The 13,970-nt window shown below is 74.9% G+C and carries 4 protein-coding genes; all 4 read left to right on the forward strand.

What is annotated here, in order from left to right; translation table 11 throughout:
* Nucleotides 1–43: 43 nt before the first annotated feature.
* Entirely contained in the window at nucleotides 44–1,627 is a 1,584-nt protein-coding gene (locus ACIRGB_RS33095; protein WP_403872698.1) for an MFS transporter, read from the forward strand.
* Nucleotides 1,628–1,915: 288 nt separating this feature from the next.
* On the forward strand, nucleotides 1,916–3,112 hold the full coding sequence (locus ACIRGB_RS33100) for a DUF993 family protein (protein ID WP_403872700.1): 1,197 nt from the start codon (nucleotides 1,916–1,918) through the stop codon (nucleotides 3,110–3,112).
* The gene (locus ACIRGB_RS33105; protein ID WP_403872702.1) at nucleotides 3,109–4,536 is read left to right on the forward strand and encodes an FAD-dependent monooxygenase; all 1,428 of its coding nucleotides are present in this window, start codon (nucleotides 3,109–3,111) and stop codon (nucleotides 4,534–4,536) included. Before ACIRGB_RS33100 ends, ACIRGB_RS33105 begins: the two co-directional genes overlap by 4 nt.
* A 146-nt stretch (nucleotides 4,537–4,682) precedes the next feature.
* Entirely contained in the window at nucleotides 4,683–13,964 is a 9,282-nt protein-coding gene (locus tag ACIRGB_RS33110; RefSeq protein WP_403872704.1) for an SDR family NAD(P)-dependent oxidoreductase, read from the forward strand.
* Nucleotides 13,965–13,970 lie beyond the last annotated feature (6 nt).

Raw genomic sequence — 13,970 nt, forward strand, 5'->3', positions numbered from 1 at the left:
GATGGGCTATACGTATGAATAGGACGCGTGTATGATCTCCCCCATGACTCAAGTGACCGCGAAGGCGGGGCGCAAGGAGTGGATCGCACTCTTCGTGCTGCTCCTGCCGCTTCTGCTCGTCTCGATGGACGTATCGGTGCTGTACTTCGCGGTGCCGTTCATCAGTGAGGAGATCTCTCCCACCAGCACCGAACAGCTGTGGATCTTCGACATCTACGGTTTCGTGCTCGCCGGCATGCTGATCACCATGGGCTGGCTCGGCGACCGCATCGGCCGCCGCAAGCTGCTGCTCATCGGCACGGTCGCCTTCGGCGCGGCGTCCGTGGCCGCGGCCTACGCCTCCAGCCCGCTGATGCTGATCATCGCCCGAGGGGTGCTGGGCATCGGAGGCGCCGTCCTGACGCCCGCGACGGCCGGTCTGATCCGGAACATGTTCCACGACGAGAAGCAGCGGCAGACGGCCGTGGCCATCTGGACCGGCGGCCTGGCCGGAGGCATCGGCCTGGGCCCCGTCATGAGCGGTCTGCTGCTCGAGCACTTCTGGTGGGGCTCGGTCTTCCTCGTCAACCTGCCGTTCATGGCGCTGCTGCTGATCCTCGCCCCGCTGCTGGTGCCCGAGTCCAAGGACCCGAGGGCCGGCCGCTTCGACTGGGTCAGCTCGCTGCTCTCCCTGGCCGCGATCCTCCCGATCATCTACGGCGTCAAGGAGTGGGCGGCCAACGGCGCGGACGGTGTCGTCATCGGGGCCATCGCGTTCGGAGCGGCCGTCGGCGTCCTCTTCGTGCTGCGTCAGCGCCGCCCGGACCCGATGATCGACCTCGCCCTGATGGGCCGCCGCGAGATCAACGGCCCGGTCTTCACCAAGATGATCGCGATGTTCTGCCTGGTCGGCATGTCGGCCTTCACCTCCCAGTACCTCCAGTCGGTGTACGGCATGCGTCCGCTAGTCGCCGGCCTGTGGAGCCTGCTGCCGTCCGCCGGGGTCAGCATCACCACCCCCATCGTCACGATCCTGCTCAAGAAGGGCGTGCACCGCAGCCTGCTGGTCAGCATCGGCTACCTCATCGGTGTCGCCGCCTTCGCCGTGCTCACCCTGGCGACGCCCGACTCCGGCTTCTGGATCGTCCTGCTCTCCGCGGGCCTGCTCGCCGGCGGCCTGGTCATCGTCATGACGCTCGCCACCGAACTGCTGGTGGGCTCCGCCCCTCCCGAGCGGGCCAGCGTCGCCGCCGCGACCCTGGAGACCGGCGCCCAGCTCGGCGGTGCCCTCGGACTCGCGGTCATGGGCTCGATCGCCGGCGCGGTCTACCGCGACGAGGTCGCCGAGAACCTGCCGGCCGGCCTGCCCGACGCCGCCTCCTCGGCGGTCGAGCAGACCCTCGGCGGCGCCGTCGCCGTCTCCGGTCAGCTTCCCGAGAAGCTGGGCGACGCGGTGCTCACCGCCGCCCGCGACGCCTTCGCCAGCGGCGTGCACACCACCGCGTACGTCTGCATGGCCCTGCTCGGCTTCGGCGCCGTGTTCGCGTCGATCTACCTCCGCAAGGTCAACGTCCGCCCCGACGCGGTCAACCCGGACCTGATCCCGGACCAGCCGGTGCAGCACGCCGAACCGGCCCGCGTCCGCTGACCCGCACGCCGCGCCGGGAATCCTCCCGGCCGGCCCCCGCAACCACCGGTAGCCGGAGTCATCCCCCGTACTCGGGCGGCCGGTCGCAGGGCGAGGCCCCCACCGCACACGCGGTGGGGGCCTCGCTGCGCATGCGGCGAACGCGCCCGCGGGCCGCGGTTGTTAGGGGTGCCCCCGTGCTCTTCAGGGGTTTGCCGCCCTGTCCGGCCGCAGGCGTCATCAGTTGAATTGAGGGCGCAGTGGCGGGACGTCCCGCGACGGTCCGATCGAGATTTGGAGAGCCAACCCGTGGTGAAACTTCCTGAGGCGGACGGCACGCTGACCGAATACCGGCCCAACAGGGCGCCGCGCGTGTTCCCGGCCGACAGCACGCCCTTCCGCACCCGTTCCCCGCTCGCCACCGCTCACCTCCTCGGCGACCCGCTGGCCGGCAACGAGCCCTTCGGCCCGCCCATGGCACCCCCGCCGCCGCCCGCGATCGACTGGGACGCCACCCTCCAGGTCCGCCGCGACCTGTGGGCCCAGGGCTTCACCCTGGCCGAGGCACTGGACACCGCCCACCGCGGGATGGGCCTGGACTGGCCGGGCTGCGTCGAACTGATCCGCCGTTCCGCGGACGAGGCCAAGGCGGTCGGCGGCAAGCTCGCCGTCGCCGTCACCACCGACCAGCTCAACCCCTTCGCCCCGGCCACGCTGGACGAACTCAAGCGCGCCTACGCCGAGCAGCTGGAGGTCGTCGAGAGCGTCGGCGCCTCCGCCATCCTGATGTGCAGCCCCCAGCTGGTGCCGCTCGGCCTCGGCCCGGACGCCTACGCCGAGTTCTACGGCGACCTGCTGCGCCAGGTCTCCAAGCCGGCCGTGCTGCACTGGATCGCCTCCGACTGGAACCCCGGCCACACCGGCTACTGGGGCCACCAGGATCTCGACGCGGCCCTGGACGCGCTGATCGACATCGCCAAGAACAACGCCGACAAGGTCGACGGCATCAAGATCGCCGCCCTGTTCCTCACCCCCGAGCGGCAGGTCGAGATCCGCCGCCGGCTCCCCGAGGGCATCCGCTTCTACACCAGCGACACCGAGAACTACGCGGAGCTGCTCATCGGCGACGAGCACGGCTTCAGCGACGGCCTCACCCCGGTGTTCAGCCCGATCGCCCCGGTCGCCGCCGCCGCGCTGCGCGCCGCCGAGGCGGGCGACCTCCAGGCCGCCCGCGACCTGCTGGTCCCCACCCAGGACCTCGTGCGCCACCTCTTCTCCGGCGCCGGCCGCAGCATCATCTTCTTCAAGACCGGCCTGGCCTTCCTCGGCTGGCTCAAGGGCCAGTCCAGCCACTACCAGATGGTCTGGGGAGAGTCCTCCGCCCGCTCGCTGCCGCACCTCGTCCAGGTCTACCGGCTCGCCGACGGCCTCGGCCTGCTCCCGGACCCGGACCTCGCCGAGCGGCGCATCCGGGCCTTCCTCGGCACGTACGGAATCGAGCAGTGACCGCGGCGGTCGTCCTGGGCGGTGGCATGGCGGGCCTCCTGGCCGCCGGTGTGCTGGCCGACCACGTCGACGAGGTCGTCGTCGTCGAAGGCGATCAGTACCCGGACGAGCCCGGGCCGCGCCGCGGGCTGCCGCAGGGCCACCACAACCACCTGTTCATGAAGGGCGGCGCGGACGCCCTCGACGAACTGCTGCCCGGGACCACCGACCTGCTGCGCGCCGCCGGTGCCCAGCAGCGCGGCCTGCCCCACGACATCCTCACCCGGGGTCCCCGCGACTGGTTCGAGCGCAACCCCACCGACACCTGGCTGCTGCTGATGAGCCGCGCCGTGCTCGACCACGTCGTACGCGGCCAGGCCCTGCGCAACCCCAAGCTGACGGTCCGGCAGAACACCAAGGTCGTCGGCCTGGTGGGCGACGCCCGGCGCGTCACCGGCGTCCGGGTCGAGCGCGAGGGGCGCGCCGCCGACGCGGAGGCGTCCGAGGAGACACTGCCCGCCGACATCGTCGTGGACGCCACCGGCCGGGGTGCCCGCACCCCGCAGTGGCTCGAGGACCTCGGTGTCCCGGCGGTCCAGGAGGACAAGGTCGACGCCGGGTTCGCGTACGCGAGCCGGTGGTACCGGGCCCCCGCCGACACGCCGAAGGACTTCCCCGGCGTGATGATCCAGGTCCAGCAGGGCACCGGCCGGCCCGGGCGCGGCGTGGCGCTGCTGCCCAACGAGGACGGCAAGTGGATCGTCACCCAGTTCGGTTCCAAGGGCGGCGAACCGCCCACGGACGAGAAGGACTTCGCCGCCTACAGCGGGGACTGGGGCCATCCGGTCGTCGCCAGGCTGCTGGCCAGGGCGACACCGCTCACCGCGATCCGCTCCTACCGCGGCATGCACAACCGCTGGCGGCACTACGAGAAGGCACGCCTGCCCGAGGGCTTCCTCGTCATCGGCGACGCCTTCGCGGCGCTCAACCCGACCTACGGGACCGGCATGACCGTGTCGGCCAGGAGCGCCCTGGTGCTGCGGGCCGAACTGCGGCGCACCGGACTCGCCCCGGACCTGGGCCGGCGGGTGCACAAGGGCATAGCGAAGATCGTCGCCTTCGCCTGGCAGAGCTCCGCCGGCAACGACGTGCTGTTCCCCGGCGCCGAGTCCACCGTCCCGGTGCGCGCCGAGAAGTTCCAGACCTGGTTCGGCGCGCGGATCTCACAGGTGGCCGCCCGGGACCGGACGGTCAGCAACACCACCTTCTCGGTCGGCACGTTCATCGCCCCGCCGACCCGGATGGCCTCGCTCGGCTACCTGTGGCGCATCCTGCGCGGACCGCGCCGGCCGGCGCTGACCGCGGAGCAGGCCATCGCGCAGTTCCCCGGTTTCGGGAGCCTGATCGAGGACCCGTCCGCGGTACCCGTGTCCCACCCCCAGTGATACCGGCCGGACTCGATAGGGGGCCCGCCTTTCCTTTTAAGGGTTGGCTCCCCAAGGACGGCGAAATAGCGTCGAAGTGACGGCACCCGATGGGTGCCGTCACGGCGTTGATAAAGCCGCGAACATTCATCAGGAGGGTGTCCCGCATGAGTGGCGACCAGAAATTCTCCTTTTCCGAGCGGGAATCGGGGGACCATGGCGTCCCGGGCGGGACGCCCCGCGGTCCGGCCGTCCTCCCGTGGGTGATCCACGCGGCCGGTCCGGCCGCCCTGCGCGCCCAGGCCCGCAGGCTGCACACCTTCGTCTCCTCGGCCGCGCCGGACGAGGAGCCCGCCTCCGCGGCGGACATCGGCCTGTCCCTGGTGACCACCCGCGCCGCCCTCGGCCACCGCGCCGTGGTGCTCGGCACCGACCGCGACAGCCTGCTCGCCGGCCTGGACGCGTTCGCCGGGGACGGTCTCGGCGGCGACGTCGTCGCCGGACCGGTGGCCGCCCGGAGCGCGGGCACCGTCCTGGTCTTCCCCGGCCAGGGCTCGCAGTGGCCCGGCATGGCCGTCGAACTCCTCGACGCCAGCCCGGCGTTCGCCGCCAGGATCGGCGAGTGCGCGAAGGCCCTGAGCGCCTTCACCGACTGGGACCTGCACGCCGTGCTGCGCGGCGAGCCGGACGCCCCCACCCTCGACCGCGTCGACGTCGTCCAGCCCGTGCTGTGGGCCGTCATGGTCTCCCTGGCCGAGCTCTGGCGCTCCCACGGCGTCGAGCCGGGGGCGGTCGTCGGGCACTCCCAGGGCGAGATCGCCGCCGCCGTGGTGGCCGGCGCGCTCACCCTGGAGGACGGCGCCCGCGTCGTGGCCCTGCGCAGCCGGCTCATCGCCGAGGAACTCGCCGGACAGGGCGGGATGATGTCCGTCCCCCTGCCCGCCTCCGACACCCGGGAACGCCTGGCCCCGTGGTCCGGCCGGGTGCAGCTCGCCGCGGTCAACGGCCCCGGCTCCACGATCGTCGCCGGGGAGATCGCCGCCCTCGACGAGGTCCACGAGGCCCTCACCGCGCAGGGCGTCCAGGCCCGCAAGATCCGCGTGGACTACGCCTCCCACTCGCACTACGTCGAAGCGCTCAAGGACCGGCTCCACACCCTCCTGGCCCCCGTCGCGCCCCGCCCCTCGCGGATCCCCTTCTACTCCACCGTGACCGGCTCCCTCATCGACACCACCGCGCTGGACGGCACGTACTGGTTCACCAACCTGCGCGGCACCGTCCGCTTCGAGGAGGCCACCCGCGCCCTGCTCGCCGACGGCTTCGACCTGTTCGTCGAGTCCAGCCCGCACCCCGTACTGCGCACGGCCCTGCACGAGACCATCGAGTCGGCCGGCGCGCAGGCCGCCGCCGTCGGCTCGCTGCGCCGGGACAAGGGCGGCCCCGGGCACTTCACCGCGTCCCTCGCCGCGGCCTCCCTCGCCGGTGCGCCCGTGCGCTGGGCCGACTTCTTCGACGGGACCGGCGCCCGGATCACCGACCTGCCGACCTACGCCTTCCAGACCCGCCGCTTCTGGATCGACTCCACCGGCGGCTCCGGTGACGTCGGCGCCGCCGGGCTCGACAGCACCACGCACCCGATGCTCGGCGCCGCCGTCACCTCCGCGGCCACCGGGGAGACGGTGTTGACCGGACGGGTCTCGCTGTCCTCGCACCCGTGGCTCGCCGACCACGAGGCACTGGGAGCCACCCTGGTGCCCGGCACCGCGTTCCTGGACCTGGCCCTGTGCGCCGGCTTGCAGACCGACACCGCGCAGGTGCGCGAACTGACGCTGCACACGCCGCTGGTGCTGCCCGGCGAGGGCTGGGTCCAGCTCCAGGTGACGGTCGGCCCGCCCGGCGACGCGGGCGGCCGCCCGGTCACCGTGCAGTCCCGCCCCGAGACCGGCGGCGGCCTCTGGACGCTGCACGCCACCGGCGAACTGGAGCCGTCCGGTGCCCCGGCCGCACCCGCCGACCTGCGGACCTGGCCCCCGAAGGACGCCGAGGCCGTCCCGCTCGACGGGGCCTACGACCGGCTGCTGGCCCGCGGCTACGCCTACGGTCCGGTGTTCCAGGGCCTGAGAGCACTGTGGCGGCAGGGCGAGACCCTGTACGCCGAGGCCGTACTCGACGAGCAGGCCCACGCCGACGCGGCCCTCTTCGGCCTGCACCCCGCCCTGCTGGACTCCGCGCTGCACGCGGGACTCGTCGCCGAGGACGACCGGTCCACGGACACCGTCCTGCCCTTCGCATGGACCGGAGTCTGCCTGCACGCCGCCGGCGCCGTCTCGCTCCGCGTCCGGATCACCCGGACCGAGTCCGGCACCCTCGGCCTGACCGCCGCCGACCAGTCGGGCCGGCTGGTGCTGAGCGTCGAGGCGCTGGCGGGCCGCCCCGTCTCCCAGGAGCAGCTGAACGCCGCCTCCGGCGGGCACGAGCCACTGCCGCACACCGTGCGCTGGACGGCCCTCGCGGCGGCGGACGGCGAGCTGCCGCCCGGCCCCCGGGCGGTCGTCGGCACCGGCCCCGCCCCCGCCGCACTCGCCGCCGCGCTCGGCTGCCCCCTGCACGCCTCCCTGACCGAACTCGCCGACAGCACCGACGACGGCTCCGTCCTCGGCGATGTCTTCGCCCTGGCCGCCGCTCCCGCCGTCGCGGACGCCGAGGACCCGCCCGCCGCGGTGCGACGGACCACCGCCCACGCCCTGGAGCTCGTCCAGACCTGGCTCGCCGACCAGCGCTTCGCCGACGCCCGGCTCGTCGTCCTGACCACCGGCGCCGTCACCGTCGACGACGTCCCCGCCGCTCTCGCCCAGGCCCCGGTGTGGGCGCTGCTGCGCTCCGTCCAGGCCGAACACCCCGGCAGGTTCCTGCTCGTGGACGGCGACGGCTCCCCGGACCCCGCCGCCCTCACCGCCGCCGTCGCCGCCGACGAGCCCGAACTCGCCCTGCGCGGCACCGGCCTCCTCGTCCCCCGCCTGCACACCGCCGCCCCGGAGGAGGGGTCCGCCGCCTTCACCGAGGGCGGGACGGTGCTGGTGACGGGGGGCACGGGTGGTCTGGGCGCGTTGGTGGCGCGGCATCTGGTGGTCGAGCACGGGGTGCGTCGTCTGCTGCTGACCAGTCGTCGGGGTGCGGATGCTCCGGGTGCGGTGGAGCTGCGGGCGGAGCTGGCCGGTCTCGGGGCCGAGGTGGAGCTGGTGGCCTGTGACGTCGCCGACCGGGAGGCGCTCGCCGCCCTGCTGGCGGGCATCGACCCCAAGCATCCCCTCACCGCCGTCGTCCACGCCGCCGGCGTCCTCGACGACGGGCTGGTGGACTCCCTCACCCCGCAGCGCCTGGACAGCGTCCTGCGCGCCAAGGCCGACGCCGCCTGGCACCTGCACCGGCTCACCCGGGACACCCCGCTCGACGCCTTCGTGCTGTTCTCCTCCGTCGCCGGCACCTTCGGCTCCGCCGGGCAGGCCAACTACGCGGCCGCCAACGCCTTCCTCGACGCGCTCGCGGCGCACCGCGCAAGCGCCGGACTGCCCGCCGTCTCCCTGGCCTGGGGGCTGTGGGCCGACGGCACCGGCATGACCGGTCACCTCGACGACAGCGCGGTCGCGCGCCTCACCCGGCAGGGCTTCCCGCCCCTGGCCGCCGCGGAGGGGCTGGCCCTGTTCGACGCGGCGCTGCGGTCCCCCGGCACCGCCGGCGCCCACCAGGTCCTGCTCCACCTGGACCTGACGGCCCTGCGCGCCACCGCGGCCGCCGGCGAGCTGCCCGCCCTGCTGCGCGGACTGGTCCGCGTACCCCTGCGGCAGGCGGCGAGGAACACCGCCGAGGACGGCACGTTCGCGCAGCGACTGGCCGCCCTGCCCGCCGCCGAGCGCACGCGGACCGTACTGGAACTGGTGCGCCGCCTGGTCGCCGAGGTCCTCGGTCACGGCAGCGTCGAAGCCGTCGCCCCCGACCGGGCCTTCAAGGAACTCGGCTTCGACTCCCTGACGGCCGTCGAACTGCGCAACCGGGCCGGCGCCGCGACCGGGCTCCGGCTGCCGCCCACCCTGATCTTCGACTACCCCACCGCACGGACCCTCGCCCAGCACCTGGACACGACGATCACCGGTTCCGCCGCCCCGGCGGTCCGGGCGACCGCCGGCGCGGCCGAGGACGAACCCCTCGCGATCGTGTCGATGGCCTGCCGGTTCCCCGGCGGTGTCACCTCGCCCGAGGACCTGTGGCGGCTGGTCGCCGAGGGCACGGACGCCATCGGCGGCTTCCCCGAGGACCGCGGCTGGAACATCGAGGAGCTGTACCACCCCGAACCCGGCGAGCCCGGCCGGACCTACACCCGCTCCGGCGGGTTCCTCCCGGACGCCGCCGAGTTCGACGCCGGTTTCTTCGGGGTCAGCCCCAACGAGGCCCTCGCCATGGACCCGCAGCAGCGGCTGCTGCTGGAGACCTCCTGGCAGCTGTTCGAGCGGGCCGGCATCGACCCCGGCACCCTGCGCTCCACCCCCACCGGGGTGTTCGCCGGCGTGATGTACCACGACTACGCCGACAGCGGCGCGGCCGGCTCGATCATCTCCGGCCGCCTCGCCTACCACTACGGCCTCGAAGGCCCCGCCGTCACCGTCGACACCGCCTGCTCCTCCTCCCTGGTCGCCGTGCACCTGGCCGGGCAGGCCCTGCGCTCGGGCGAGTGCTCACTCGCCGTGGTCGGCGGCGTCACCGTGATGGCCACTCCGGGGGTCCTGGTCGAGTTCGGGCGCCAGCGAGGGCTCGCCGCCGACGGACGCTGCAAGTCCTTCGCCGACGCCGCCGACGGCACCGGCTTCTCCGAGGGCGCGGGCCTGCTCCTGCTGGAGCGGCTCTCCGACGCCCGCCGCAACGGCCACCAGGTCCTCGCCGTGATCAAGGGCTCCGCCGTCAACCAGGACGGCGCCTCCAACGGCCTGACCGCCCCCAACGGCCCCTCCCAGCAGCGGGTCATCCGCCAGGCGCTGACCGCCGCCGGGCTGGACGCCGCCGACGTCGACGTCGTCGAGGCGCACGGCACCGGCACCCGGCTCGGCGACCCCATCGAGGCCCAGGCCCTGATGGCGACCTACGGACAGGGCCGGGACGCCGCCCAGCCGCTGTGGCTGGGCTCGGTGAAGTCCAACATCGGGCACACCCAGGCCGCCGCCGGTGTCGCGGGCGTCATCAAGACGGTCGAGGCCATGCGGCACGGCGTCCTGCCGGCCACCCTCCACGTCGACGCGCCCTCGTCGCAGGTCGACTGGGAGGGCGGCGCCGTCCGGCTGCTGACCGAGCGGCGGGAGTGGCCCGGCGAGGACCGCCCGCGCCGGGCCGGCATCTCGTCCTTCGGCATCAGCGGCACCAACGCCCACGTCATCGTCGAGCACGTACCCGACGAGGAACCGCGGCAGCCGGACACCCCGGCCGAGCAGGACGGCGGCCCGGTCAGCTGGCTCCTGTCCGCCGCGGACACCGACGCCCTCGCCGAGCAGGCCCGCCGGCTCGCCGACCACGTCACCGAACGGCCCGCCCTACGGCCCGTGGACGTGGCCTTCAGCCTCGCCGCCCGACCGGCCCTCGCCCACCGGACCGTCGTCACCGGGGAGGAACTGGCCGAACTGGCCGCCGCGCTCCGCGAGACGGCGGCCCGCCCGGCGGCGGCCGACGGCCCCGCCGCCGAACCCGGGCCCACCGCGTTCCTGTTCACCGGCCAGGGCTCCCAGCGCATCGGCATGGGACGCGAACTCCACACCGCCCACCCGGTCTTCGCCCGCGCCGTCGACGCGGCCGCCGAGGCGTTCGCCCCGCACCTGCCGCGCCCGCTGCTCGACGTCATGTGGGGGAGCGACCCCAAGGACCTGGAGCGCACCGAGTACGCCCAGCCCGCCCTCTTCACCGTCGAGATCGCCCTGTTCCGCCTCCTCGAGTCCTGGGGCGTCACCCCGGACTACGTCGCGGGGCACTCCGTGGGCGAGCTTGCCGCCGCCCGCGCCGCCGGCGTCCTCGGCCTCGACGACGTGGCCGCGCTCGTCGCCGCCCGCGGCCGGCTGATCCAGCGGCTGCCCGCCGGCGGCGCCATGATCGCCGTGGACGCCACCGAGGAGGAGGTGCTGCCCCTGCTCACCGGCGGCACGTCCCTGGCCGCGGTCAACGGCCCGTCCGCCGTGGTGGTCTCCGGCGTCGAGGACGAGGTCCTGGCCCTGGCCGGTCACTTCGCCGCACAGGACCGCCGGACCAGCCGGCTGCGCGTCAGCCACGCCTTCCACTCCCCGCTCATGGACCCGATGCTGGAGGAGTTCCGCCAGGTCGCCGGGAAGGTCGCCTACCAGGCGCCGCGCATCCCGGTGGTCTCCGGCCTCACCGGCCGGCTCGCCACCGGACAGGAACTGGGCGACCCCGACTACTGGGTGCGCCACGTCCGCGGCACCGTGCGGTTCCACGACGTCCTCGACACCCTCGCCGGCGAACAGGTCACCACCTGCCTCGAACTCGGCCCCGACGCCGTGCTCTCCTCCCTGGGCACCGCCGGCGCCCAGGACCGTGCCCCCGGCGGCCGCGACCTCGTCTTCCTGCCGACGCTGCGCCGCGACCGCGAGGAACGGCACGCCCTGAGCGACGCCGTGGGCCGGGCGGCCCTGCGCGGCGTCCCCGTCGACTGGTCCGCCCGCTACGCCGCCCACGCCCCGAGCCGTGTCCCGCTGCCCCCCTACCCCTTCCAGCGGCGCCGCTACTGGCTCGACTCCGTCCCCGGAGCCGACGACGTCACCTCCGTCGGCCAGGCGAACGCGGGCCACCCCCTGCTGCCCGCCCTCGTCGAACTCCCCGAGACCGGCGGGGCCGTGTTCACCGGACGGCTCGACACCGCGACCCACACCTGGCTCGCCGACCACGACCTGCTCGGCACCGTCGCGCTCCCCGGCGCCGCCCTGGCCGAGCTAGCCCTCCAGGCCGCCCACCGCACCGGCGGCGCGGGCCTGCGGCAGCTCACCGTCGAGACCCCGCTCACCCTGCCCGACCGGCACGGCGTCGATCTGCGCGTCACCGTCGGCGCCGCGGACGCCTCCGGCGCCCGCCCGATCGCCGTGCACTCCCGCACCGGCCAGGACCCCGACGACGGGTGGCGGCGGCACGCCACCGGCACCACGGCACCCGACCCGGCCACCGCGCCCACCGCCCCGGACACCTGGCCGCCGGCCGGCACCACCGCACTGGACGTCACCGACGCCTACGCCCGGCTGCTCGACCTCGGCCACGGCTACGGGCCCGCGTTCCAGGCCCTGCGCGCCGCCTGGCAACGGGGCACCGACCTGTACGCCGAGATCGACCTGCCCGCGCAGTCCACCGACGCCGAACGGTTCACCCTGCACCCCGCCCTGCTGGACGGCGCCCGCCACGCCGGACGGCTCCTCGCCGGCGCCCCGGCCACCCTCGACACGGTCTGGGAGGGCGTGACCCTCTACACCGGCGGCGCCCGCACCCTGCGCGTCCACCTGGCACCGGCCCAGGACGGCGACGGCACCACCCTCACCGCCACCGACCCCGACGGACGGCCCATCCTCCTGGTGGACCGCGTGACGGCCCGGCCCGTCAGCACGGCCGAGCTGACCGCCGGCCAGGACCTGGCACACCAGGCGCTCTTCACGTACGGCCCGCGGCCCGCCCCCGGCCCCGCCCCGACGCGGACCCCCCGGCTGGCGCTGCTCGGCCCCGACGCACCGGACCTGCCCGGCGACGTCCCGCGGCACGCCGGGCCCGACGCGCTGCGCACCGCCCTGGACGCCGGGGCCGAGGCCCCCGACCTGGTCGTCCACGCCGCGCACTCGGCCGAGGCCGTCCTGGGCCTGCTGCACCGGTGGACCGCCGACGAACGGCTGGGCGCCCTCCCCCTGGCCGTCGTCACCCGGGGTCACAGCGCCGCCGAGGGCCAGATCCTCTCCCTGGTCCGCGCCGGACGCGCCGAGAGCGGCTGCGCGCTGTCCGTCCTGCACCTGGACGACTCCGCCGCGTCCCTGACCGGTCTGCCCGCGGCCCTGGCCCGGATCGCGGACACCGGCGAACCGGAGACCCACCTGCGCGACGGCGCCGTGTCCGTGCCACGGCTGACCCCGGCCCCGCCCCCGGCGGCCACGGCACCGGCCGCCTGGAACCCGGACGGCACCGTCCTGGTCACCGGAACCGCCGCCACGACCGGTGCCCTCGCCCGGCACCTGGTCACCCAACACGGCGTACGCCACCTGCTGCTGGCCTGCCCGCAAGGCACCGGGCCCGCGCCCGAGACGCTCGCCGGTCTCGACGCGCACCTCACCCTGCGGACGGTCGACCTGACCGACGCCGAAGCCGTCGACGCCCTCGTCGCCGGCATCGGCGCCGAGCACCCGCTGACCGCGGTCGTGCACACCGCCGGACCGGCCGACGGCCGCACCTTCGCCGCGCTGGACGCCGCCGGCCTGACCGAGGCGACCCACGACGACCGGGCCGCCTGGCACCTCCACCGGGCCACCCGCACCGCGGACCTGGCCGCCTTCGTCCTCGTCTCCTCCGCCGCGGCCCTCCTCGACGGCGTGGGCCAGGCCGGCACCGGCTACACGAACACCGCCTTCGACGCCCTCGCCCGCCACCGGCACGCCCAGGGGCTGCCGGCGCTGTCCTTCGCGCACGGCCCGTGGGACCTGCCGGGCTCCGGCACCGCCCAGGACCGCCCCGGGCTGCCCGCCCTGACCACCCCGGAGGGCCTCGCCCTGCTCGACGCGGCACTGACCCGGGACGCCGTCGCCCTGACCGCGCTGCGACTGGACCGGGCCACGCTGCGCACCCGGCCCGAAGAACTCCCGTACCCCCTGCGCTCCGTGGTGCGCGCCCCCGGGGGCGGCGGCACCGCGGCGGGCGCCCGCACCTTCGCGCAGCGGCTGGAACCGCTCACCGCCGACGAACGCGAACGCACCCTGCTCGCCCTGGTCCGCGAACAGGTGGCGGCGGTCCTGGGCCACACCGGCGCCGACGCCGTCGACCCCGGGCGGGCCTTCCAGGAACTCGGCTTCGACTCCATGGCCGCCGTCGACCTGCGCAAGCGGCTCAGCGGCGTCACCGGCCTGCGGCTGCCCGCGACGCTGGTCTTCGACCACCCGAGCTGCCACGCCGCCGCGGCGTACCTCGCGGGCGCGTTCGCCCCCGCCGACACCGACCCGGCCCGGCCCGTACTGGACGAGGCCGACCGGCTGGAGGCCGCCCTCGCGGCGACCGAGCCGGCCGGCCCGCACGCCGGCCGCATCACCGCCCGCCTGGAGGCACTCCTGCGCAAGTGGCAGGACACCACGGGCGGCTCCGCACCCGAAGAAGACGACGAGTTCGCGACGGCCACGGACGACCAGCTTTTCCAGGCCTTGGACGACCTTGAGATTGGTTGATGAGTG

It is taken from the genome of Streptomyces sp. NPDC102490 (genome assembly GCF_044765285.1).
Lineage (GTDB): Bacteria > Actinomycetota > Actinomycetes > Streptomycetales > Streptomycetaceae > Streptomyces.